We start from the raw sequence: 23,904 nt of genomic DNA on the forward strand, positions 1-23,904 counted from the left end.
TTGCCTGTTCCAGACAGGTTCACCCCCAAGAAGGAGGCTCCAGCCATGCTGAGGCATTTGAAGAGCTCGACCCCTGATGATGACACCGGCACCGAAATCGCTGTCACATCATCAAGCACGACGCCACCACCGACATCGCCATCAGGGTTCAACTGGAAACATGCGGTCACGCAATCTCTACGCGTGAACTGCATGGCCCCGTCTGCTGACGATATCACCCATGCCTATGATCTTTATTGCGATGAGCTGGATGCACCGTTTCTGGAGATCGAGCAGGAACAGGGCCTGATCTATGAGGAGCTGGTTGAAAGCATCGGAGCCCTCAAATCCCTTGCTCCTGAGATAGTCGAACGAGCGCTGGCGCAGCACGCAGTCGAGTATTCCCGTCCGGAAATCGAAGACGGGAGGTCATGATGAACTATTCAGAAGCACTGCCACGTGTGCAGCAAGTGCTCGGCTATCTGTCGAATGCGATACAGATTGAGGATCATCGTTACAAGGTCGCTCGCTGGAACATCGGAATATTCGGCTCCATGTTTGCAGGGACCGTCATTCTGGAAACCGTTCTCGCGGCCATGATGCTCTCCTTGTTGCAGGTCGAGATACTTGGCCATGTGGTCACAGGAGCAATCTTCGCCCTGCTGGTGCCGATTGTCATCGCAGCAGCCCATATCAAGCTGCATCATGAAGGCGAGTGGTTCATCCGGTTCTGGCTGCAGCGTTTAAGCAGTCTTGGCATTTTGCTGTTCGTTGTCGGCATGTCGCTGATGGTGGGGTATTCCTCATGGCAGGCCGCGCAAGACGCCGCATCGGAATATTCTCAAGGTCCTACGGGAACGATTGGTGGACAATCCATTGCAGGGGCCCCTGATACATCATCAGGGATAGCGGACTTGATCGCCCCCATTCCCAATGCGTTTCTTTTCCTCGGGCTTTCGTTCGCAATGATCATCTCGGTCTACTTTGCCAGTTTTTGTCTGGGCAAAGTGATTGATGCGCTGGCGCTCATCACCGAAGGGCCTCGGACTAACGAGAGAGTGCGTGAACTTATCGACCGGGCCAATGACGTGATTGCGCGCCTGCGTCTGTTGCAGCAGCAAGTGAAGACAGAGCAACGCAAGCTGCCCTTCGACAAGAAACACAAGTTTGCGCGCGAAGCCTCACAGGCCTGTCGTGCGGTAATCGAGAAAAAGCTGACTGTTGCCAAGCGCAAGTTTGCAACAACCGGGCCTGACCCGTTGAGCACCATCGGGACGGACACCGAAGCCGAAACCATCCCCGTATTCATTTCAACTCAAGACGAATTTGCCCGTCACATGGCTGACCAGATGGATGCCGTCCGCGTCCCCTATCTACTCAGCGTTCTGACAGGCGTTTCACCAGAAGGAGAGAACAATGACGTTGTTTAAGACAATTCTGACCACGACGGCACTAGCAACAACGTTTATGGCTGCTGTCATTGCTCCTACTCAGGCTGATCAATCAGTGCGCCGTACCTTGTTCGTTGTTGATACGTCCGGTTCTTCAACGTTTCTGGTTGAACAGTATTTTGCGGATCAGGCCGCTGACTATGTCCACGGCTATATTCTGGGGTTGAAGCCGCCGCATGATCTGCGGATGATCTCGGTTGGCAATGAAGGCTTTCATAAATCCCCCATCAATGTGCGTGGCAAGGTCACGAAGCGCCGTGCCTCCAGCCCAAAACGCGTTGCACCGCAATTTGCAGGGTATTTTAGATCCCTGCCGACTCTCGCCAAACAGGGTGTTGTTCAAGCCGATGGCATGACTTCCCTGACAGCGTTTTTTGAATCGCTGGAACCAATCTGCTCATCGGCCCCGTCGCGCGTAATCGTGTTCTCAGATGGCGTGCAGTGGGATTCACAAATTGACGGTCGTCAGTTCATCGCTGGAAAAGTCAAACTATCCAAGCCCATCGGAACACCGCTGACAGGTTGCCACGTTGAAATGCTTGGCGTGGGGCAACTGAAGATATCGCAGGCGTCTGACGGGCTCGCTGCCCGCCTCATCCCGCAATGGAAGGTCTGGCTGGAAGAAGCTGGCGCAACGTCTGTGCGCGTTGTCGGCAAGCTGTTTGCATTTTGAGATGGAGGATTGATCATGAATAACCAACAGGATGAAAGCACCTCGATCTGGAATATCAACTTCCGTTTTTTGTATTCGGTCTTCATCATGGCCGTGGGCTATGGCTACTGGCTGATGTCTTCCAGGGAGTGGTTCTTCTTCTACGTTCTTGCCATTGGCTGTGCCATTGCGGGAACCGCGTACTTTCTAGTCACGTTGAAGCTCCTCTTCCAGCGTATTCGTATGGACAGCAAGGCTGAGGCCTTCCGCACGAAGGGAACTACGGCCAAAGGCGATAAGCTGCCCGGCCCTGAGGACCTGCGCAAGCGGGGGCTTCTGAGATAACCGCTCTCTTCCATCACAAGCGGTCTGCTGCCTGTGGAACATCAACAGGCGGCAGAGAAACCCGCCCCCAGCAAAACATAACTCATGAGAAAAACGCCTGACCGACATCAAACCCTGTAATCCTCACAAGGAGTACGCAAATGAGTTGGCCATTTGGCAAACCCAAAGGGGTTGTACGAGCAAGAGAGAAGAAAGTCGTCGACAATGAAGGGCGGCGGATTCTCGGCTTCACCTTTGAAGGGAAAGCCATTCTTGAACCGAATACCTCTGCATCTTCCATTACCTATGCGGCAGCTGGTGGCGGCAAGACTACCGGCATCGCTATTCCAACTGTGCAGGCTCTTCTGGCCAGTACGAGCTGTGGCCTTGTGATCAATGATGTCAAATCTGAGATCGCCATGCAGATCGCAGACATGTGCATCAAGTATGGCCGCAAGTTTGGTGTCATCGATCCCTTTCACGTGTTGGGGAAAGATTATCCATACCAGCTATCCGTGAACCTCCTTTCCACGATTGTCGAAGCTGCCAGGAGCGGAGATCCGGATCTCCCTTTCTACATAGAGAGCTTTGTCCATACGGTGATCCCTGAGCCAAAGGGGGCGGAGAACGGAAGCGACCGGAATTTTTTCTGGAGAGAGATGCCCAGACAATACCTCTCGACGGCTTTGCGCAAGCTGCTCGCCTATCCGGAGATTGCGACACCCGGAGGTCTGGCGGATCTGGTCGGTAATCCCGAACTGTTTGCTGCCAGCATGAAAATGCTCGCCGAAGATGGTGACATGCCACTGAGTGGTCGTGCTGCACAGATTCTGGAGACAAGAGATCATAATCCGCAACTCTATTCCCAACATCTGACATCAGCTCAATCCGCACTGAATATTTTTGCGGAAGGTCCATTGCATGGCTTCGGCACGGATGCTGATGCCTCATTTGAGGAGCTGCTTTCTGAGAGCTACATTATTTGTGTCGTGATGCCCGGGCAACATGCCGAACGACTCGGCTCGGCCATTGCCCTGACCTTCAATGCAATGACTGACCTGCAAATGACTGGCCGCGTCGGCAGGACAGTCTTTCTGATTGATGAAGCCTGTGCGGGACCATTCGAGCCTGCATTGCGACGCATTACAATCATGTGTTGTATTGGTGGTGTTCTGGTTACGATCTGTCAGTCCAGAAAAGACCTTATCCGAAAATACGGCGAGGAGTTCACGGTCATTCTGGAAGAGAACAGCCTAGTAAAACACTACCTCAAAATTACCCAGTATGACGAAGCAGAACGCCTGTCCAAAGCAATCGGGGAATCCCTGATGCTGCAGGAGGGTTTGAGTATCGATCATAAAGACCCGTCCAAGATGAGTGGGACACTGGGACTGGGTCGTCAGAGACATTGGTCAGCCGCTGAATTAATGGCGCTACCGGAGGGAACCCAGATCCTTCATATCGCCGGTATCGGCTACATCCATTGCCTCACCCCCAAGCAGAATTGGCTTGGTCCCTATTGCTATGACCTTGGCTTCAACGAGTTCGAGGGCGGCATTCTGCCACCTGATCCCAAAATCACCCTGAAAACACCGGAGGTCGTCTGATGATGAAACGCCTTTTGCATCCGCGCTATCTGATGATGTGGCTGTGGCTCATCGTACCGATTGTCCTGTTCATGATCTACCTACTGGCCGGGCTTCCGCACATGATCATTGAATATCAATACCGCGCTCACAATGGCCGTCACTACGATCCATTTGCAGAGCGCACTTATTTCACATGCACATACGGTGGTCCTTACGGATTTAAAACGCGTCCTGCCATAAACGGGAAATGCGCATGGTTCCGCTTCTTCAAGGAGCAGGGTCAATGAGCCTCGACCTCACACGGAAAGTTCAAACGACTTTTAATCTGGCCGTCATGCGCCATGAGGTGAGCATGCGCGAGCGTGCGCACCAGTCCCAACGAGGGAAAGAACTGGCGCAACAAGATCGTGACAAGGACGCCGCGCAGGACATTGTCGAACGTCACAACAAGAGGCGTGATGAATTGCATGAGCATTACCGCGAGACCTATGACACACGCATAGCGGAAGCACGCCAGATTGTGCAGCGTGAAATCGCACAGATGCGCCAACAACCCCGACCTCCCTATGAGCTGGGCGCGGCACGAACCGACCAATTTGACACTGAATTGATTGATCGCCGCGCTGCAAAGCTGGTGGAGCGGGATTTGCAACGTGACCTGATGTCAATTGACCAGGATGAGACACAAGACCTCCAAACGCATTTTGAAACCGCATCGTATTCTGATGCGGCACCATCCCGAGACTACCAAAGCCGAACAACCGAGCGCGAAAACGCGCCGGATCAAACGCAAAATGCATCTTTGGCACAAGCCTTCCAACCCGTCCGATGAGGAATAAGGAATGAAACGCGATAGCTGGAATGCACTGGATTTGGATTTGCTGCGCCGTGAAGCCCGGTCACTAAACCGCACGGCTGATAGGGAAACCGCCGTCAAGATAACAGCAGATCATCATAAACTTCGCAGGATACAGGTACGTCGTTTTGAACGGGACAAAGACAAACGCATTGAAACGATGAAGAATCGCATTGCCAAAGAAAAGGGCATCAACTTTGACAGCATCAAACACCGCCGGGATTTGCGCAGCAGACGCCTTACCCACGCCGTGACTTCCAGAGCGACCAAAGAAGTGATGTTGGATCATCGCCGCCGGATTGATCACATTAACAATGCCGAGGGCAAGAAACTCACGGTTCTGATTGAAACTGCTCATCAGCGTGAACGGCTCGCCCGTGAAAACCCCAATCAACCCTCTCCACCCAAACAGCTTACAGATCAGCGCCAAAGCCCTGATCGCCTGCCGTTTCCGAGCCGATAGATCAATTCAGAATAAGGAGAAAACCCACGTAACATTATGAAAAATATATAGTTTTTGTTGAGTTTTGTAGGAATTTATGCCTATATTGTTCCCTTTTTGTACTCATTTGAGTGCAAGCAATAAACCAGAAAAGGAGACAACACCATGACAACAGAAACCCCGGATACAAAACACCTCGCAGCCCGCGACAGCTTCCATGGCAAGGCCATGACCGAGGCCCGGTTTGAAATGACCAACGCCATGGCAGGCATGCTTGAACGGGAAATCCGGAAATCGGGATCATTCTACAATCTAAGAATTGATCTGACGACGGCCCTTGCCCGCAACGAGAACATTGACCAACCCAAAGCTGAAGCCATGATTGCTGACGTGTTTAAGGCGCGCACGGGCGTCACCATGAAACAAATGCGCGATGGTTTGATCGAACGAGAAAAGCACCTTGCCGATACGATTGGTGATCAGGCACTGCAACAGGCCTATGCCAGCCTCAACATGATCAAAGACGCTGAAACCATGCCGCGTTATCGGGCAACCGATATTGCTGCTGTCACCTTGGCACAGGAAAACTCCATCACCGAGCTTGGCGCGAAACGATTCATGTCTGTGGCCTATGAACAGGCTGAGGGCAAGGAGTTCCACGAGGCCGGGAAAGAGGTTGAAGACGCCTATCACAAACCTGTCCGTGAAGCGCGAATTGCTGCCAGAAAGCAAACCGCACTTGAGAACCGCCAGCAACACCAGCCAACACGGTGATCCGATATGAACAAACCTGAAATTCCGCCACCCAAGTCAGACACAGGTTTGATGCCCGATGCGGACGCACCCGGCATTCGATTTGAGGTCGATGAATGGCTGCCGTATTTTGAAGATACGGACCTGACTTACGAGCAGAAATGTGAAACCGCAGAGGCTCTGTTCAACTTTATCCTTTCCGTCGTTGATCTGTATTTTGGCATGAATCCGACACAGGCGGCCTGTGGAGAGAAATTCGATATCGCCGCTATTTTGCAGCATCTTATGGTAGACTCGGATGATCACACAAATGCTGAATTCAACCAATTTGCAAAGGAGACAACGCCTAAGGAGGAGACCCTATGACAAATGAGACAGAAAAACCGTTGATTGCGATTATATACTGCCGTGTATCAACCGCATCCCAGACTAAAAAAGGAGACGGTCTTGGGTCACAAGAAACAAGATGCCGCGAGATATGCCAAGCGCGAGACTGGCCTGTAGAGCGAGTATTCTATGATCGGGCTGTTTCCGGGAGCCTATTAGATCGTCCGGGAATTAAAGAGCTTTTGCAGATTCTCAAACTCTCAAAGCATCCAGAAAATTATGTGGTTGTGTTTGATGATATCAGCCGCTTTGCCCGCGATATACGCACCCATCTTGATCTACGAGATGCCATTATTAATTCAGGGGCACAGATTTACTGCCCTACCGTGAAATTCGCCGAAGACTCTCACAGCCGCTACTTTGAAGAAATGAATGCATTGAACGCGCAGCACTATCGCCGCCTCAATGCGGAACAAACCTTGGAGCGCATGCGTGCGAGGGCACTGAAAGGCTACTGGCCGTTCAGTGCGCCTCCCGGTTACAAGTTCAAGAAGAAAGTGCCGGGCCATGGCAACGTGCTGGTACGCGACGAACCAATTGCCTCCATTCTTCAAGAGGCTTTACAGGGCTTCGCCAGCGGGCGGTTTGAAACTCAAGGGGAAGTCAAAACATTCCTTGAATCCCAACCGGAATTCACCTCCGGCAAAAAGAACCGCACAGTGCGCTACGAGGATGTCATTCGCATTCTTACACGGCCTCATTACTCTGGTTACATTGAATTCCCTGAATGGGATGTCTCGTTGCGTAAAGCCTATCATGAGCCATTGATCAGCCTCGAAGAGTATCAGCAAATTCAGGACCGGATTAATGGACGGGCAAAGGCAGCTGCACGAAAAGATATCAATGAAGATTTTCCTTTGCGAGGGTTTGTCACCTGCAATGATTGCAGCAACCCGCTGACCGCATCCTGGTCAACCAGCAAGACCGGGAAAAAACATCCTTACTACATGTGCTTTACCAAGGGCTGTGAGAGCTATCGCAAGTCTATCCGCCGGGACACATCGGAAGGTGAGTTTGCCGCACTCCTACACAACTTGCAGCCTTCTCAGAATCTCGTCAGCGTTACACAAGCCATGATCCGCAAGGTATGGGATGCGAGGATCGCTCAAGTCAAAGCTGGCTTCACGCGCCTGAAAGCGGAAACGACCAAACTGCAAAGACAAATCGACGGTTTACTTGACCGCATTGTAGACGCTGCTTCGCCCACAGTTATCACAGCCTACGAAACACGCTTGGCGAAGCTGGAAAAAGAAAAGCTGCTGACACAGGAAAAGCTCGCCAATCCGCCTGATTTTTCGAAAGGCTGTGATGAATTGTTCGAACTCGCTTTAATATTCCTCGCAAACCCTTGGAAACTATGGGATTCGGGGCGTTTAACCCTGCGTAGGACGGTGCTGAAACTGGCCTTTGTGGAGCCGATTTCTTACTGTCGGAAATCAGGACTTCGAACCCCAAAAACCACCTTACCGTTCAAGGTGTTAGAGGGAATTAGTACGGGGAAATGTGAAATGGCGGAGAGACAGGGATTCGAACCCTGGAGACGGTTTCCCGCCTACACGCGTTCCAGGCGTGCGCCTTCGACCACTCGGCCACCTCTCCGCAGGGCTGTGTGTTACAGCCAGCGCGGCGCACTATACTGATGATTTTCCAATAGGCAAGCCTCGTTTCAAAGGCTTGTGAACAAACGTGCATCCGCATAGGCTTGTGCTCTGATCTTATTGAGCTATTTCGTAAGGTCACAGAGCCTGAATCACGGGCTTTAGAGCGTGCTTCTGAAAAGTTGATAGACTTTTCAGATAAAAGCTCGCGCAGAAACAAACTCTTAAAGCACCGCCACCGGTTCAGGTTAAAGGTCTGGTGCTTTAATATGGAAACAGAAAGCCGGGGGCTGTAAATGATACGTCGAACCGTTCTACTGATTGGCCTGGCACTGATTGGCGTGGCAGCCGTGCTTGGTCTGTTCGACGCCACACGCAGTCTGGCAGCGGCCAGTCTTGAACTCACGCCACTTGGCGAAACCTGGTATCGGACAAGCCCCTATTCCCTCAATCTGTGCCAGGCAATTATCCAGCGCTATCTGTTGCCGGAAATCTGGGATCCGGGCATTCAGACTATTCTTCAATGGCCGAGTACTGCTGTCATCGGTATCAGCGGTTTCATGCTGCTGTTCCTTGGTCGCAAAAAGCGCCCCTCGACGGTGCGCGCCTGACCAGATAGGCTGCTGTTCCCTAAATTGACCTGCTGACCCTGGAGGATCTGATGTTTCTGATCAACATGCTCAACAAGAAACTGAAAATGCCTTCTGCTGAAGACGCTCTTCCAGGCAGGGCTGATCCGATCAAGACGGCGGATACTCATTTCATCAATGGCAATCCGCTGAAGGGCCCGTTTCCCGAGCATCTGGCCTTTGCCATGTTCGGCATGGGCTGCTTCTGGGGAGCCGAGCGGAAGTTCTGGCAGACCGATGGTGTATACATCACCGCCGTTGGCTACGCGGCAGGCTTGACCCGGAACGCCACCTATCAGGAAGTCTGCACAGGCCTGACGGGCCACAACGAAGTAGTTTTCGTCGCCTATGACCCGGATTTGATCTCCTATGAACAGCTGCTGGCCCTGTTCTGGGAAAGTCACGATCCCACGCAAGGTATGCGACAAGGCAACGACACTGGTACGCAATACCGATCAGGCATCTATACCTATTCGGATAGCCAGCACGAAACAGCACTCGCCTCCAAGACAGCGTTTCAGGCAGAACTGACACGGGCCGGATATGGACAGATCACAACGGAGATTCTGCCTGCCCCCGAGTTCTATTACGCGGAAGAGGCTCATCAGCAATATCTGGCCAAGAACCCTGGCGGCTATTGCGGACTGGGTGGCACGGGAGTGAGCTGTCCCACAGGCCTTGAAACAGCCTGAACCGGAACGACCAATCCGATTCTATTGATCAGTTCTGCCCCAGTGGTGCAGCATCAAGGACTGCTGTGCAGGACGGCGGAAGGTCCGCCAGTTTCAGCGGCCCACGTGGTTTCTTCGGCTTCTTTGACGGCTTGGGTGCCCAGGCCTCATCCGAAAACCACCAGGACAGTTCAGCGCCACATCCATCTCCAGCCGGCGGAGCAGCCTGATTGACGCACCCTGCCTGTCCTTCCGGACAGGATAGACGCACATGGAAATGATAGTGGTGTCCGTACCATGGCCGGACCTTGCGCAACCAATCTCGTGAGCCTGTTTCGGTTTCGCACAGCTTCTTCTTAATTCCAGGATGCACAAAAATCCGCGCCAAACCCACACCTTGCGCAGCCCGCTTCAAAACCCTGAAATGGGCTTCTGTCCAGACCCGGTCATCCACTTTCAATGTGTTCTTTTTCAGAACGGAAATAGCCGAGACAGTTTCCCGTTCTGCCTTTGAAAACCGCTTAGCAGGCATGGGGCGTAACCAGATATCCGCGTCGAGGCCAAGCTGATGAGATCGATGCCCTGTCAGCATCGGCCCGCCACGTGGTTGAGCAATGTCACCCACCAGCAATCCTGGCCAACCATCCAGCCGGGCAGCGTCACCGGCCAGTTTCTCAAGAAAACCGATCATGGCCGGATGACCCCAGTTCCGGTTCCGGCTTAGCCGCATTGCCTGCCAGTGGGGCCCATCAACGGACAGGGCCCGGCCGCCAGCCAGGCATCCCCGCGCGTAAGAACCAATGGACCGGGCCGCCAGGTTTGCGGGGCCATTCACATGACCAAACAGGGTCTTTGCCGCATCCCGGGTGCGATTACTTTTTGACGCGGGAACATGTGCAGGTGTCGTTTTCTCGGGAACATCATAAGGTCGGGACAAGGGAGCAGGAATCGTCGTAGCTTGCCCCTGCACCCCCAAAGCAGACCATATCACCACCCCAAGAAGTCCCGAAATCAGTCGTCCGTTCCCAGCGCTCATGATCTGCCTCTTATCCAATGCAAGAATCAGGTCCATGGTTGGTCGTTTTGCAATTGCGGTCAAGGCCATCCAGGAGTTGCATTGACCTGATGGAACAGGCACAGTTTCAGGAACGGTTCTATTAAGGTGATACTGATGCTGCGGTTTTCAGTTTTTTTCCTGTTCCTGCTCAGCCTCTCGGCCTGTTCTTTAATGTCGAAACGCGAATGCGCCAGCGCTGATTGGTCTTCCATCGGTCTCAACGACGCCTTGAGCGGTTTCCCCTCGGGCCTGTTCGCGGAACGGGCAAGTGCCTGTGCCAGCCACCATGTTGCGGCAGATGAAGAAGCCTATAGGCGTGGTTACTCCGTAGGTCTCATCAAATATTGCACCCCGGCAAGTGGCCTCGCCTCTGGACGCAACGGGGTTCTCTATCAGAAAACCTGCCCGAAGAACGAGGAACCACTCTTTCTCAAGGCTTATGAAGCTGGCAGCAAGGAAAGGGAAGCCCGGCAGGCTCTCGAAAGAGCCCAAGCAAGGGTCGATGAACTCACGCAGGCTCTGGAGCAGGAAACAGACAGCGGGAGGCGCAAAGATCTGCGCTACGACCTGAAACAGGCCGACAGGCAATTGAAAGCGGCTGAAAAGGAATGGAACACGGCCAGGGAGGCGAGTGAATCCTTTGAAACATCAGAGGAAAGCTGAACTACTCTATTCTGGAGCAAAGCCCCTGGGAGCACCATAATCCGGAAGATCATAGTAATCACCGGCATCCTCGCAATGGATCTGGGACCCATGACGGAAGCCAGACGGATCGTCGAACAGGCCGGGAGATATGGAGATTGTATGTTCGGCGTCTTCAGCCTGATCTGACCGATGATAGAAAAGCGATGACCCGCAACAGCGGCAGAATGCGCGTCGCGCCACGTCTGAAGATTGATACCAGGCGATCTGCTCTTCACCCTCATCAATGCTGAGATTATCGCAATAGACGCTGGTGGCACCCCAGTAATAACCGGTCCAGCGCCGACACTGTTTGCAATGACAGGCGATCACTTCCCGAAACGGGCCTGATGCAGACAGCTTGACCGCCCCACATAGACATTGGCCCGATTTCACTCTCTCGTCCGCCATAACGCGCACTCCCTAGGATCAAGACACATTGCTCGCAGATCAGGAAGCATGCTGGCACAGCGCAGGGAGCAGGCCTTGGTAAAACAGACCGAATTTGACTGGAAAGCGACTTCACTCCATCAAATCATGCAGAAACCGGCTGTTCAGCAAGTCTTGAGACTTTCTCTGTATGTGCGTATAGCAACAGCAAGGACGATGGCCTGTAACAGGCCAGAACAACAGAACAAGCCGGACGGATAAGACTCATGACCATCAGACTTCATAAAGGCGATCTGCCAGACCTGTCTCGCTATACCGGCTCCGTTGCAATCGACACGGAAACCATGGGCCTCAACCCACACAGGGACAGGCTCTGCGTGATTCAGCTCTCCCCGGGCGATGGCACGGCAGATGTGGTGCAGATTGCGCAGGGGCAAACAAAAGCGCCCAATATTCAGGCCCTCTTGGCGGATGCAACCAAGACGAAACTCTTTCACTTTGCCCGTTTTGATGTTGCCGTTCTCTACAACGCGTTCGGCACCATGACTGATGGTATCTACTGCACCAAGATCGCCTCCAAGCTGGTCAGAACCTACACAGATCGTCATGGTTTGAGAGATCTTTGCCGTGAGCTGATCGAGGTGGATATCTCCAAGCAACAGCAGAGTTCAGACTGGGGCGCTGACGAGTTGACTGAAGCCCAGACCGCTTATGCTGCATCAGACGTCCTGTATCTCCATCAGTTACGCTCCGTACTTGATGAACGGCTGGACCGTGAGGGGCGCAGCGAGATAGCCGATGCCTGCTTCTCATTCCTGCCGATACGCGCCAAACTGGATCTCGTTGGCTGGCCGGAAACAGATATTTTTGCGCATTCATAAGGCGGGCGATCAACTCTGCCCCGCTTTGTGGGGCAAATGCTCTACTTTCGTCACAATTCGTTATAATGTGAGCTGAATTCACCTGACCCTGGGGCGAGCCCCGGCAAGACCTTTGAGACATCCGGTTCGTCACAAAGGGCAATAGACGGATAGAGATGCAGAAATCAGATAACATCATCGCGGGTAATGCAGGATGGAAATCATCCTCGCTGATGCAGGCTCTGCATCAGCTGCGCCAGATGATTAAGACTGGTTTTCAACGCAGCAAAAACCGGCACGCCGGAAAGGGTCACGAAGCCTCACTGGCTACGCTGGCGCAGGATCGCCGTCAGATCTTTGAGAAGGCCAGACGGCACAGCCGCCGGGTCAGACGCCTCCGCTTCTGGCTTCCGATTTCAAGTGCTCTGATCATCGTGCTGTTTATCGGGTTTTCCTATGTCTCAAAAATAGGCCCCGGTCTTCTGATCACAGCAGCCTTGCTGTCTCAGGGAGGGTTGACCATGGACAATCCCAAGCTGAACGGCTTCGTTGATGGTCGCGCTTATCATGTGGAAGCCAAACAGGCGCGTCAAAGTCTGGATAATCCCAACGTGATCGATCTGGACACAATCCTGGCCAAAATCGATATGGACGACGGTCTCACCGTATCTTTCACGGCAGGACGCGGTCTGTTTGACACGAAAAAGGAAACTCTGGCGCTGGATCAGTCCATTACCATCGAGTCGAGCCAGGGTCATGCCGGTCGTCTTGAATCTGCCGACATTGATCTCAAGGCAGGCAAGCTGACAACAAATGGCAGCATTACACTGAGCCTTCCCGATGGCCGATTAGAAGCAGGTCACATGAGTGTTCGGGACGAGGGACGAACCGTTATTTTTGACCAGGGTGTGCGGATCAGCATCTTGCCAATCGGTAACTCGTTCCGCTAACAGATATATCGGACAGCAGGAAAGTCGGAAATCAACATGCTTATGCGCATCTGTCATGACATTGCCAGCCGCTTTTCAGCAGCTCTCACCAGCGGCCTGCTGCTTTCTTTTCTGCTTGTTTTTCCAGCAAACGCACAAGGGATCGGTGATGCCTTCAAGGGCTTTCGCAACAACTCAACCGACCCCATCCAGATTGAGGCTGGAAGCTTCGAGCTGCAGGACAAGAATCGCGTCGGCATTTTCCGTGGCAGCGTCGATGTCAGGCAGGCCAAGACACGTCTGAGAACTGCAGAACTCAGGGTTTATTATGCTGGAGATCTGACGGGCGGACAAAGCGACAGCGCCAGCAAAATCGAGCGATTGGAAGCCAAGGGCAAGGTCCGCGTGGATGCTGAGGGCGCAACCGCCACCGGAGACAGGGCCTGGGTTAATCTGAAGACAAACGAAGCCGAGCTCATCGGCAATGTTGTCCTCAGCCAGGATGGCAACGTCGCCAAAGGTGATCGCCTGATTGTCGACCTCAAGGCCGGGACCAGCCGTCTTGTGGCAGGGAAGAAAACAGGCCAGGCGAAAAAAGACGGTGGCCGAATTCGTATTCTGCTACAATCGCCAAGCAGTGCGAAAACGTTAAACAAGCAGTGATACAACACAGCGACCCGGATCTGTGATCCACGTGCTGGCGCCCTTATGGACTTGATGTGAAACCGTTCGACCCTAACCTAGATGCTTATCATCCGGCCTCGGACCAGCCTCTGACAGAGGCGGAATATGCACGTCAGCAAGAGCAAAGGGAAATGGATCTGATGGACGAGCTGGTCGGACAGACTGACCCGGCCTTTTTCCATCATCCGGAAGCACCTTATGAACATAGCTATGCGGACAACTATCCCCAGGAACCACTGATCCAGTCCGGTCCGGGATGGCTGACGGTGCGCGGCATCGGCAAGAGCTATCGCAAAAGAGCCGTTGTAAAGGGTGTAAGCCTGGCCCTTGCAAGAGGAGAAGCTGTCGGGCTTCTGGGTCCGAATGGCGCAGGTAAGACGACAGTATTCTATATGATTTCCGGCCTTGTCAGACCGGATTTCGGCGACATAGAACTGGATGGACAGGTCATCACGGATTACCCGATGTATCGCCGGGCACGGCTTGGCATCGGCTACCTGCCTCAGGAAGCGTCCATCTTCCGGGGATTATCTGTTGCCGACAATATCATGGCCGTCCTTGAGATGGTTGAACCCAGCCGCAAGCGCAGGCGTGAAGAGCTGGATGCTCTTCTGGAAGAATTCCGCATCACCCATCTGCGTAAGTCTGCCGCGATCGCCCTGTCCGGCGGTGAGCGTCGCCGTCTCGAAATTGCGCGCGCCCTGGCCAGCCGTCCCGCCTTTGTGCTGCTGGATGAGCCCTTTGCAGGCGTTGACCCGATTGCTGTCGGTGACATTCAGCAGCTTGTCCATCATCTGAAACTGCGCGGCATCGGCGTTCTGATTACCGACCACAACGTACGCGAGACCCTCGGCCTTATCGACCGGGCCTATATCATCCATAGCGGCAACGTACTGAAAAGCGGCACGCCCTCAGAGATCGTTTCCGACAAGGACGTTCGCCGCCTGTATCTTGGCGAAGGCTTCACGCTATAAAGCTACGATCCCGGTTCAAACCATTAAACATCTTTACAGATACCGGCGGGCATAACCCCCTGAGAGGGCTTTTCAGCTAATCGAGAAACGAATAGAGTAGCTGCAGGCAAAAAACAGGCCAACTCTCGAGGCACTTCACGACCCATGGCGTTATCCCCGCGGCTAGAAATCAGACAAAGCCAGTCTCTGGTGATGACGCCGCAACTGATGCAGGCCATTAAACTGCTTCAGATGTCGTCCCTCGATATTTCTGCTTATCTGGCTGAAGAACTGGACCGCAACCCTCTTCTGGAGATGTCACAAACTACAGAAGAGCCCGAAGAGGCCAGCTGGGCGGACGCTGAAACGCCAATAGAACCCCATCCAGATGACCAGACTGCCGGAGATCAGGCAGAAGCGTCTGATGAGAACTGGATGGAGAACAGCCTTGAGACCAGCGCGGACAGTATTTCCGACAAGCTGGATTCCTCTCTCGAGAACGTTTTCCCCGATGATTCAGAAACGCCGAAAGAAAGCCTCGAGCTGCCCGGCTCTGTTGACCCCTGGGGTACGGTCTCTCCCTCATCGACTGTCAGCTCGGATGACACAAATCTTGAAGCCTTCATCGCTGCGGAAGCAACCTTGGCCGACCATCTGTCAGAGCAGCTTTCTCTCGCCACCGATGATCCTGCCCTCCGCTTAATCGGACATTATCTGATCGATTTTGTCGATGACGCCGGATATCTGCGCGTTGATCTCGAAGAGGTTGAAGCGCGCCTTGGCGTGGTTAGTACACAGCTTGCGGAAGCTTTGGGCCTTCTGCAGAGTTTTGAGCCAAGCGGTGTCTGCGCACTGGATGTGAAGGATTGTATGAAGATCCAGCTGCGCGAACGTGATCGCCTGGACCCGGCCATGGAAGCGCTGGTTGATCATCTTGAACTGATAGCCGAGCACGATTTCGATCGCCTGAAAACGCTCTGCCGCGTGGATGACGAGGACTTCGCCGACATGCTCCAGGAGCTGCGATCTCTGCACCCCAAGCCGGGGCACCTGTTTGGCGGCGCGCCAACCCAGCCAATCGTGCCGGAGGTCTCCGTGCGCGCAGCCAATGACGGAAGCTGGCATGTGGAACTGAACGCAGACGCCATGCCAAAGGTGCTCGTCAACCAGACCTATTACGCAACAATTGCCAAGTCCGCATCATCAAAGGACGAAATCACTTATCTCAACGATTGCCTCCAGACGGCCAACTGGCTGGTGAAAAGCCTCGACCAGCGGGCACGGACAATCCTGAAAGTCTCGTCAGAAATCGTCCGTCAACAGGATGGTTTCCTGACCTACGGGATCAGTCATCTCCGCCCGCTGAATCTCAAAACGGTGGCCGAGGCAATCGATATGCACGAGTCCACCGTCAGTCGGGTAACATCGAACAAATACATGATGACACCCCGCGGTATTTTCGAGCTGAAATATTTCTTCTCATCATCCATTTCCGGCACGGACGGTGAGGATGCCCATTCCTCTGAAGCCGTCCGGCATCAGATCAAGGAACTGGTTGATGCGGAAAACCCGAAAAAGATCCTGTCTGATGATGCCATAGTCAAACTGCTGAAAGACAAAGGCATCGACATTGCCCGCCGCACCGTCGCCAAATATCGGGAAGCCATGCATATCCCCTCTTCCGTCCAGCGTCGGCGGGAGAAGAAGCATCTGCAGACCTGAAGTCACTGTCTGGTCACAAGGCTGTCAATCTCTGATCTGCCAACCGTCAACGAAGGTATCAATCATCAGACCACGTCGGCCTGGATGAGCCTTGAATGACTGCAACAAAACCCTGGAAGCGGCTGCAACAGCTTATACTTGCTCTTGGTATGACCCTGCTGGCCGGGTGTCAGCAGCTCGGGCTGAGCGTTGTCAACTGGCCGACCTATGCCAATTTTGACATGACGCTTCACAAGGGTATCGCCTATGGCGACCAGCCTCACCAGACACTGGATATCTATTTACCGGGCCCGGATGTATCCGGTTTTATCCCTGTTGTGGTGTTCTTCCATGGCGGCAGTTGGAGAGATGGCCAGAAAGAGGACTATCGCTTCCTTGGAGACCGTCTGACAAAGCACGGCCTGGCAGTCGTCATCCCGGATTACAGGAAATTTCCTGACGTCACATTCCCTGCATTCATGCACGATGCCGCAAAAGCTGTTGGCTGGGTCCACCGGACAATGAAGAAGATCGATCCACGCGTGAGCAACCTGCACCTGATGGGCCATTCCGCCGGGGCGCATATGGGTGCACTTCTCGCTGTTGATCCCGATTATCTTACTACGGAAGGACTAGCTCCCGATGCCATCACATCTTTCATCGGTCTCGCAGGTCCTTATGACTTCACGCCTGAAGAAGAGCCCTACACGACGATCTTCGGCCCGGAAGAAACCTATCCCAGAATGCGTGCCACAACGTTTGTCAGAGGGACAGAGCCGCCAATGATTCTGCTCCATGGCTCTGACGATGATGTGGTGAACGTCAGCAACCAGAACCGCCTGGCAGAAGCAATCAGGGCAAAAGGCGGCGTGGTTAAAACACGTGTCTACGACGACACCGATCACATCAGTATCATCAGCGCCTTCACATGGCTCTATGCTGACAGTTCAGACATTGTCAGAGATGTCATACAGGACATCCAGCCACGCGCGAATACAGGCTCGCCACAAGCAAACTAGACGGTCGTCCGACTCGAACTGAGCAGAATCAGCGAATGTCTGCAAAGACAATATCTTAGAGCATTGAGAAGGCTGGATTTCCCGACCTTCTCAACGCTCGAAAGATCGGTATCCAACCTATTTCACATCTCTGTCCAGCGGCATATAGAGGTCTCCACCCTCGCGGAACTTCTCTGCCATTTTCGCCATTCCCTCCTTCTGCGCCTCGGAACGAATGTCATGGGAAATCCGCATAGAGCAGAACTTCGGACCACACATGGAACAGAAATGTGCCACCTTGTGCGCTTCCTTCGGCAGGGTCTGGTCATGGAACGAGCGGGCCGTTTCCGGGTCGAGAGACAGGTTGAACTGGTCTTCCCAGCGAAACTCGAACCGCGCCCAGGATAGAGCGTCGTCTCTGATCTGCGCAGCGGGATGTCCCTTTGCCAGATCGGCTGCATGAGCCGCGACCTTGTAGGTGATCACTCCGGTTTTCACATCATCCCTGTCGGGCAGCCCAAGATGCTCTTTCGGCGTCACATAGCAAAGCATGGCCGTACCATACCAGCCAATCATCGCAGCCCCGATACCTGAAGTAATATGGTCATAACCCGGAGCAATATCCGTGGTCAGAGGGCCAAGCGTATAGAATGGCGCTTCACCGCAGGTCTCCAGCTGCTTGTCCATATTGGCCTTGATCTTGTGCATCGGCACATGACCCGGGCCCTCTATGATCACCTGACAGTCCTTGGCCCAGGCAATCTTGGTCAATTCACCAAGGGTTTCAAGCTCGGCAAACTGGGCCGCGTCATTGGCATCGGCAATGGATCCCGGCCGGAGGCCATCCCCGAGGGAGAAGCTGACATCATAGGCGCGGCAGATATCGCAGATTTCATTAAAATGCTCATACAGGAAGCTTTCCTTGTGATGATGCAGGCACCACTTGGCCATGATTGAACCACCCCGGGACACAATACCCGTCACCCGGTCAACCGTGAGCGGGATATGATGCAGCCTGATACCCGCATGGATGGTGAAGTAATCGACCCCCTGCTCCGCCTGCTCAATCAGCGTATCCCGATAAACCTCCCAGGTCAGATCCTCGGCGATCCCGTCAACCTTCTCAAGCGCCTGATAAAGCGGCACGGTTCCGATCGGCACAGGTGAGTTCCGGATAATCCATTCCCGGATATTGTGGATGTTCCGGCCCGTGGAGAGGTCCATCACCGTGTCTGCTCCCCAGCGGGTTGCCCAGACCATCTTCTCCACTTCCTCAGCCATTGAGGACGTAACAGCAGAGTTGCCGATATTGGCATTGATCTTGACGAGGAAGTTCCGCCCGATAATCATCGGCTCGGATTCCGGGTGATTGATATTTGACGGGATCACCGCCCGACCACGTGCGACCTCATCGCGAACAAATTCAGGTGTGATGAAATCCGGAATACTCGCGCCCCAGTCTTCTCCATCACGCTGCATTTTTTCTTTCAGCTCAGCCCGGCCGAGATTCTCGCGAATAGCAATAAATTCCATCTCAGGCGTGACAATGCCCGCCCGTGCATAGGCCAACTGGGTCACGGCCTTGCCATCCGTGGCACGCAGGGGCTGATGCTTTGACGGGAATTCGGGAACCAGCTTGGCACCGGAAACATTGCCATTATCTTCCGGCTTCACATCACGTCCCTGATAGGCTTCCACATCACCGCGTGCCTTTATCCATTCTGCGCGGTGGCGGTTCAGTCCCTTACTGATATCGGTCTGGATATCGGGATCGGTATACGGGCCGGAGGCATCATAAACGACAACGGCAGGTTCACCTGCAGTCGGGTGAACGGCAATCTCACGCATTGGCACCCGGATATCGGGAAACCGGACGCCATTCATGTAGATCTTGCGGGACGCGGGCAACGGACCCACGGAAACAGTTGGTGTTACAGCATTCATCAGGCTCTCCTCACAAAAGGAGATCCAGATTCAATTGGGTGGGAAGCGTTGCCCGGTTCCTTGCCCTGGACGGACTCCAGTCCGCGAACAGGCTTGCAGGCTCTGACCATCCCTACGCCAGTGTGAACTGGATCAGGTTCTAAGGGTCACTGCACCGCCTGTTCAACAGAACCGCATAGCAGACTCTCAGCCCCTTGCCGGGACTCCCCTGGTACGGAGCACACCATAAGGATGCGTGACGGGGACCGTCAACCCGGCCCGATTGATAAATCCGTGCACATGATAGCCTTCCCTCTTGGCAGGCACTGTAAAAACTCTCTAGGCTACAGACAGTAACAGTCATCAGCTCCTGGAGATCCCTTATGGCCGTCAGCAAGCCGAACTCGCTTGAAGCGAAAGACACGACCTTTCTGGTACATCCCTATACCAATCTGGCAGTTCATGAAGACAAAGGCCCGATGATCATTGATCATGCCAAAGGGATCCGTCTCTATGATCAGGACGGAAACGGCTATATTGACGGTCTTGGCGGCCTCTGGTGTGTTTCACTCGGCTTCAGCGAGAAACGCCTGCGGGATGCGGCTCAGAAGCAGCTGGAAACTCTGCCGTTTTCTCACAGTTTTGCCCATCGCTCCCATAAACCAGTCATCGAACTGGCTGAAAAACTCGTATCCATGGCACCGGAGCCAATCTCGCGCGCCTTCTTTACCAATTCCGGTTCGGAATCTGTCGACACCGCCATCAAGACCGTCTGGTATTACAACAACGCTCTGGATCGGCCTGAGAAGAAGAAAATCATCGGACGGGAACGCGCCTATCACGGGGTTCTCTGTGCATCCGGCAGCCTCACCGCGCTGCCCTACGCATCTGCTGGCTTTGACATGCCGGTGAATGACCGCTTCCTGAAAGTTTCAACACCCTGCCACTATCGATATGGCCAGGAGGGTGAAAGCGAGGAAGAGTTCGCCACACGTCTGGCCCAGGAACTGGATGACCTGATCATCGCAGAAGGCCCTGAGACAGTCGCCGCTTTCTTCGCCGAGCCGCTGATGGGTGCGGGTGGCGTCATGCCACCGCCAGCGACCTATTTCGACAAGGTTCAGGCAGTCCTCAAAAAGCATGATGTGCTGTTTGTGGCTGATGAGGTTATCTGCGGCTTTGGTCGCACGGGCAAGATGTGGGGATCGGAAACCTATGGCATTAAGCCGGATCTGATTACCTGCGCCAAACAGCTGTCCTCAGCCTATCTGCCAATCGGGGCCGTCCTGATGTCGGAACAGATCTATGAAGCCCTACGTGAACATTCTGCAAAGCTCGGCGTCTTCGGCATCGGCCTGACCTATGGCGGCCATCCTGTAAGCGCGGCTGTGGCTCTGGAAACGCTTCGGATCTATGAAGAAGACAACATTATTGACCATGTGCAGGCTGTCAGCCCACACTTCCAGAAGCGCCTGCGCGCGCTCGGCGACCACCCGCTGGTAGGCGACGCCCGTGGTGCGGGTCTGATCGGCGGGCTGGAACTGGTCAGAAACAAGGACACCAAAGAGAATTTTGACCCATCCGAGAAGATCGGTCCGATGGCGGTCGAAGAAGCACAACACCGGGGCCTGCTGAACCGGGCAACGCCGTTTGATACATACGCTCTATGCCCGCCACTGATCGTCAATGAGGCGGATATTGATGATATGTTTGATATCACCGAAGCCGCCCTGGATGCGGTCAAGGCTCGCATAGGTTAAGCGGAGAATGGTCTGGCTTCAAAAGGAAGCCAGACCATCTGACATTATTTCACGGCAAACTGGTAACTTGCCGGGGTCCAGACATAGCTGGTCTGATGCTTGGCCACATAGCCGACAGCCGGGAACGGCATATGATACCCGGTTACCGGAATCCGATCCGTCGCCACCATATCCAGAATACGCCTGCGGGTCTTTGCAGCGGCTTCCTTGTCAAAATCAAAGACGATATGCCATTCCGGTCTCTGCAGTGAGAGAACGAAATGGTTACAGATATCGCCCCAGATCAGGAGCTGCTGGCCCTCACTTTCAATGTGATAGGCCATATGCCCCGGTGTATGTCCAAATGTGGCCAGTGCCTTGATGCCGGTGACCACATCCCCTTCATTCTCAAGGAAACTCAGTTTCTCGGCAATCGGCTTGACATTGGACTGGACCAGCGTCCCGATGCGGGCTGTCGGGCCTGACAGGTGCTTGTCATCACTCCAGAAATCATACTCCACACGGCCCGTTACATAACGGGCATTCGGGAAGACTTCCTGACCATTGGCCATAATCCCGCCGATATGGTCCGGATGCATGTGGGTGATGACCACAACAGTCACAGAGGCCGGGTCGATGCCAGCCGCCTTCATACCATGGACGAGTTGACCACTGCCATCAGAGCCCTGGGCATTGCCCGTGTCGAACAGCACGACATCCTTGCCGGTCTTGATGATAACCGGGGTAAACTGGATCGCCATGGCACTGGTTGGCAGGAAATTGCTATCGGCCAGCGTGTGGACGTCATCAACCGGCTGATCAATGCCAAACACTTTGGTAATCGGCGACACCTTCCGGACACCGTCCAGAATGGTGGTGATTTCAAACGACCCCAGTTTGAACTGGTTGACCGTTGGGGTAACCAGCGGCGAAGACGCGGCGATTGCCGGGCTGGATGTAATAGACAATGACGGAGCAACCGCTGCAGCAGTCGCACCGGCTAACAAGGCACGGCGTGAGAAAGATAGATCTTGAGACATGATTTCACTCCCTTTTGGTGAAGTCTCACAATGGATACAGATTATTGGACCGCTCGTTCTTGTGTCGAGTTAAACACCCCTCATACGCAGACAACTTTTCGTTAGATCGGAATATGCCATGGAGACGCAGCGTTTGAATGACGACAAACGACAATCCATTTGACACAAGAGCCGGATCATGTCCCGACTAGGATCAAGACTCAGGGGCCACATCAGGATTTGCAGCGATGACAGACCTTGCCTTCACACCCGCAACCGATCTTATCGACATGCTGGACCGGCGGGAACTCTCTCCCGTTGAACTGATGGAGGCCATCATTGCGCGCATTGATGCAGACAATGACCAGATCAACGCTTTCATCACTCTTGATCTTGACCAGGCAATGGATGAGGCAAGGGCTTCCGAACGTCGGCGCATGCAAAACAATGCAAAAGGTATACTCGACGGCATTCCTTATGCGGTCAAGGATTCCTTCGATACGAAAGATCTGCGCAGTACGTCCGGCTCTCTGATTCATGAGGACAGGGTACCGGACCGCGACCATCTCCATGTCAAACGAATGCGGGATGCCGGAGCCATCGTCTTCGGCAAGACCAATATTCCCGAATTCTGTTATGGCGGGCAAAGTGCCAATGCCGTGGCAGGCATCACCCGCAATCCCTATGATCTGTCGCGCACCGTTGGCGGCAGTTCCGGTGGAGCGGGTGCTGCCATCGCAGCCGGGATGGCAAGTCTCGCCGATGGCAGCGATCTGGGCGGCTCTGTCCGCGTGCCTGCCGGATGGTGCAATATGGTCGGCTATCGGCCTTCTGTCGGCGGCATGCCGACCTACCCCAAGGCTTCTCCCTTTGATGGTCTTAGCGTCTGGGGGCCAATGACCCGCACAATCGCCGATACGGCACTGATGGTGGATGTGACAACAGGTTGGGACAAGCGCTCCCCGCTCAAGACCACATCGCGCCATGGATCCTGCCTCAAACGATTGAACAGACCCATCAGCGGGCTACGGATCGCATGGTCTTCAAGGCCTCTCGGAGCGCAAACGCATCCAGATGTAGAAACAGTCTTGGATACAGCACGGCAGGTGCTGGTCGATCTGGGCTGCGATGTAACGGATGCCTGTCCTGATATTCAGGAGATTTTCATCGCCCAGCACGTAGCACGCAGCTTGAAAGCCTTTTCCGAACTAGGCCCTCTTGTCGGAGAAAACGAGACCATCGTCAGCAAGGCCGTGCGAAATTCCATTGATGATGGCCGCCGCCTGTCTGTGCAGCAAATCGCTCATGCCCGACGTATTCAAGCCCAGTGCTGGGAAACGCTTATCGCATTCTTTGACGATTATGACATCCTGGCCTGGCCAACCAATCCGGGATTGGCCTTTTCGGCCGACACTCCGGTTCACGATGTGGAAGCGGACTGGACCAGTGTCACGGCAACACCGATCCTCGGCCTGCCCGCTCTTTCTGTGCCTGCCGGCTTCAGTCCGGATGGCTTGCCTGTGGGATTGCAGCTTCTGGCTCCGGTTTATGAAGACCTCGAGCTTCTGCAATTGGCCCACGCCTTTGAAGAGGCAACCGGCTGGTGGAAAACACGACCGACAGGCAGAGGTGACTAGGG

The 23,904-nt window shown here is 54.0% G+C and carries 25 protein-coding genes, 1 tRNA gene, 1 pseudogene and 1 riboswitch; of the genes and pseudogenes, 22 read left to right on the plus strand and 5 right to left on the minus strand.

Annotated elements, in window-relative coordinates:
* The first annotated feature begins 45 nt into the window (after positions 1-45).
* From RA157_RS04410 to RA157_RS04460, 11 genes and pseudogenes are all read left to right on the plus strand, one after another.
* A complete protein-coding gene (locus RA157_RS04410) occupies positions 46-414 on the plus strand; it encodes a hypothetical protein (RefSeq protein ID WP_350335266.1) in 369 nt (122 codons plus the stop codon).
* Entirely contained in the window at positions 411-1,409 is a 999-nt protein-coding gene (locus RA157_RS04415) for a hypothetical protein (RefSeq protein ID WP_350335267.1), read from the plus strand. Before RA157_RS04410 ends, RA157_RS04415 begins: the two co-directional genes overlap by 4 nt.
* Positions 1,396-2,103 (plus strand): hypothetical protein, encoded by a 708-nt coding sequence (locus tag RA157_RS04420; RefSeq protein ID WP_350335268.1) that lies wholly within the window; start codon positions 1,396-1,398, stop codon positions 2,101-2,103. Before RA157_RS04415 ends, RA157_RS04420 begins: the two co-directional genes overlap by 14 nt.
* 15 nt (positions 2,104-2,118) lie before the next feature.
* Positions 2,119-2,427, plus strand: coding sequence for a hypothetical protein (locus RA157_RS04425; RefSeq protein ID WP_350335269.1), 309 nt, complete (start codon positions 2,119-2,121; stop codon positions 2,425-2,427).
* Between the two features lie 140 nt (positions 2,428-2,567).
* Complete coding sequence (locus tag RA157_RS04430) at positions 2,568-4,013, plus strand: type IV secretory system conjugative DNA transfer family protein (RefSeq protein ID WP_350335270.1); 1,446 nt, start codon at positions 2,568-2,570, stop codon at positions 4,011-4,013.
* Positions 4,013-4,282, plus strand: coding sequence for a hypothetical protein (locus RA157_RS04435; protein ID WP_350335271.1), 270 nt, complete (start codon positions 4,013-4,015; stop codon positions 4,280-4,282). The genes RA157_RS04430 and RA157_RS04435 overlap by 1 nt, the downstream gene beginning before the upstream one ends.
* On the plus strand, positions 4,279-4,827 hold the full coding sequence (locus tag RA157_RS04440) for a hypothetical protein (RefSeq protein WP_350335272.1): 549 nt from the start codon (positions 4,279-4,281) through the stop codon (positions 4,825-4,827). Before RA157_RS04435 ends, RA157_RS04440 begins: the two co-directional genes overlap by 4 nt.
* Positions 4,828-4,837: 10 nt before the next feature.
* Entirely contained in the window at positions 4,838-5,314 is a 477-nt protein-coding gene (locus RA157_RS04445; RefSeq protein ID WP_350335273.1) for a hypothetical protein, read from the plus strand.
* 144 nt (positions 5,315-5,458) lie between these two features.
* Complete coding sequence (locus tag RA157_RS04450) at positions 5,459-6,067, plus strand: hypothetical protein (protein ID WP_350335274.1); 609 nt, start codon at positions 5,459-5,461, stop codon at positions 6,065-6,067.
* A gap of 6 nt (positions 6,068-6,073) precedes the next feature.
* A complete protein-coding gene (locus RA157_RS04455) occupies positions 6,074-6,412 on the plus strand; it encodes a hypothetical protein (protein WP_350335275.1) in 339 nt (112 codons plus the stop codon).
* Positions 6,409-7,431, plus strand: a pseudogene (locus RA157_RS04460) (recombinase family protein); the annotation flags it as partial. The gene RA157_RS04455 and the pseudogene RA157_RS04460, both read left to right, overlap by 4 nt.
* Positions 7,432-7,942: 511 nt before the next feature.
* On the opposite strand, the gene RA157_RS04465 reads toward RA157_RS04460, so the two are convergent.
* Positions 7,943-8,032, minus strand: a tRNA-Ser gene (locus RA157_RS04465).
* A 295-nt stretch (positions 8,033-8,327) separates the two neighbouring features.
* Here RA157_RS04465 and RA157_RS04470 point away from each other — a divergent pair.
* Both RA157_RS04470 and msrA read left to right on the plus strand, forming a co-directional pair.
* Positions 8,328-8,642: a hypothetical protein gene (locus RA157_RS04470; protein ID WP_350335276.1), complete on the plus strand. Its 315-nt coding sequence runs from the start codon at positions 8,328-8,330 to the stop codon at positions 8,640-8,642.
* 50 nt (positions 8,643-8,692) lie between these two features.
* Positions 8,693-9,352 carry a peptide-methionine (S)-S-oxide reductase MsrA gene (gene msrA, locus RA157_RS04475; protein ID WP_350335277.1) on the plus strand — a complete coding sequence of 220 codons (660 nt, stop codon included), beginning with the start codon at positions 8,693-8,695 and terminating at the stop codon, positions 9,350-9,352.
* 28 nt (positions 9,353-9,380) lie between these two features.
* Here the strand turns inward: msrA and mepA are convergent, their stop codons facing one another.
* Positions 9,381-10,367, minus strand: a complete 987-nt coding sequence (gene mepA / locus RA157_RS04480; protein ID WP_350335278.1) for a penicillin-insensitive murein endopeptidase — start codon at positions 10,365-10,367, stop codon at positions 9,381-9,383.
* Between the two features lie 135 nt (positions 10,368-10,502).
* On the opposite strand from mepA, the gene RA157_RS04485 reads away from it, so the two are divergent.
* Positions 10,503-11,051, plus strand: coding sequence for a DUF2799 domain-containing protein (locus RA157_RS04485; protein ID WP_350335279.1), 549 nt, complete (start codon positions 10,503-10,505; stop codon positions 11,049-11,051).
* 6 nt (positions 11,052-11,057) lie between these two features.
* Here RA157_RS04485 and RA157_RS04490 read toward each other — a convergent pair whose 3' ends face one another.
* Positions 11,058-11,480, minus strand: a complete 423-nt coding sequence (locus RA157_RS04490) for a GFA family protein (RefSeq protein WP_350335280.1) — start codon at positions 11,478-11,480, stop codon at positions 11,058-11,060.
* A 245-nt stretch (positions 11,481-11,725) separates the two neighbouring features.
* Here RA157_RS04490 and RA157_RS04495 point away from each other — a divergent pair, with 245 nt between their 5' ends.
* The 6 genes from RA157_RS04495 to RA157_RS04520 all read left to right on the plus strand — a co-directional run bounded on the left by RA157_RS04495 (position 11,726) and on the right by RA157_RS04520 (position 17,605).
* The gene (locus RA157_RS04495) at positions 11,726-12,340 is read left to right on the plus strand and encodes a ribonuclease D (RefSeq protein ID WP_350335281.1); all 615 of its coding nucleotides are present in this window, start codon (positions 11,726-11,728) and stop codon (positions 12,338-12,340) included.
* Between the two features lie 155 nt (positions 12,341-12,495).
* Positions 12,496-13,269 carry an LPS export ABC transporter periplasmic protein LptC gene (gene lptC, locus RA157_RS04500; RefSeq protein ID WP_350335282.1) on the plus strand — a complete coding sequence of 258 codons (774 nt, stop codon included), beginning with the start codon at positions 12,496-12,498 and terminating at the stop codon, positions 13,267-13,269.
* 36 nt (positions 13,270-13,305) lie between these two features.
* Positions 13,306-13,911 (plus strand): LptA/OstA family protein, encoded by a 606-nt coding sequence (locus RA157_RS04505; RefSeq protein ID WP_350335283.1) that lies wholly within the window; start codon positions 13,306-13,308, stop codon positions 13,909-13,911.
* 152 nt (positions 13,912-14,063) lie between these two features.
* Positions 14,064-14,906 (plus strand): LPS export ABC transporter ATP-binding protein, encoded by an 843-nt coding sequence (gene lptB / locus RA157_RS04510; protein WP_434058469.1) that lies wholly within the window; start codon positions 14,064-14,066, stop codon positions 14,904-14,906.
* A 144-nt stretch (positions 14,907-15,050) separates the two neighbouring features.
* Entirely contained in the window at positions 15,051-16,607 is a 1,557-nt protein-coding gene (gene rpoN, locus RA157_RS04515; protein WP_350335284.1) for an RNA polymerase factor sigma-54, read from the plus strand.
* 95 nt (positions 16,608-16,702) lie between these two features.
* Positions 16,703-17,605, plus strand: coding sequence for an alpha/beta hydrolase (locus tag RA157_RS04520; RefSeq protein WP_350335285.1), 903 nt, complete (start codon positions 16,703-16,705; stop codon positions 17,603-17,605).
* Between the two features lie 117 nt (positions 17,606-17,722).
* Here RA157_RS04520 and thiC read toward each other — a convergent pair whose 3' ends face one another.
* Positions 17,723-19,528: a phosphomethylpyrimidine synthase ThiC gene (gene thiC, locus RA157_RS04525; protein ID WP_350335286.1), complete on the minus strand. Its 1,806-nt coding sequence runs from the start codon at positions 19,526-19,528 to the stop codon at positions 17,723-17,725.
* 92 nt (positions 19,529-19,620) lie between these two features.
* Positions 19,621-19,748, minus strand: a riboswitch (TPP riboswitch).
* 142 nt (positions 19,749-19,890) lie between these two features.
* On the opposite strand from thiC, the gene RA157_RS04530 reads away from it, so the two are divergent.
* A complete protein-coding gene (locus tag RA157_RS04530) occupies positions 19,891-21,267 on the plus strand; it encodes an aminotransferase (protein ID WP_350335287.1) in 1,377 nt (458 codons plus the stop codon).
* Positions 21,268-21,311: 44 nt separating this feature from the next.
* Here the strand turns inward: RA157_RS04530 and RA157_RS04535 are convergent, their stop codons facing one another.
* On the minus strand, positions 21,312-22,286 hold the full coding sequence (locus tag RA157_RS04535; RefSeq protein WP_350335288.1) for an MBL fold metallo-hydrolase: 975 nt from the start codon (positions 22,284-22,286) through the stop codon (positions 21,312-21,314).
* A gap of 227 nt (positions 22,287-22,513) precedes the next feature.
* On the opposite strand from RA157_RS04535, the gene RA157_RS04540 reads away from it, so the two are divergent.
* Positions 22,514-23,902, plus strand: coding sequence for an amidase (locus RA157_RS04540; protein WP_350335289.1), 1,389 nt, complete (start codon positions 22,514-22,516; stop codon positions 23,900-23,902).
* Positions 23,903-23,904 lie beyond the last annotated feature (2 nt).

Origin of the sequence: Coralliovum pocilloporae (assembly GCF_030845175.1) — a bacterium.
In the GTDB taxonomy this organism is placed as follows: domain Bacteria; phylum Pseudomonadota; class Alphaproteobacteria; order Rhizobiales; family Cohaesibacteraceae; genus Coralliovum; species Coralliovum pocilloporae.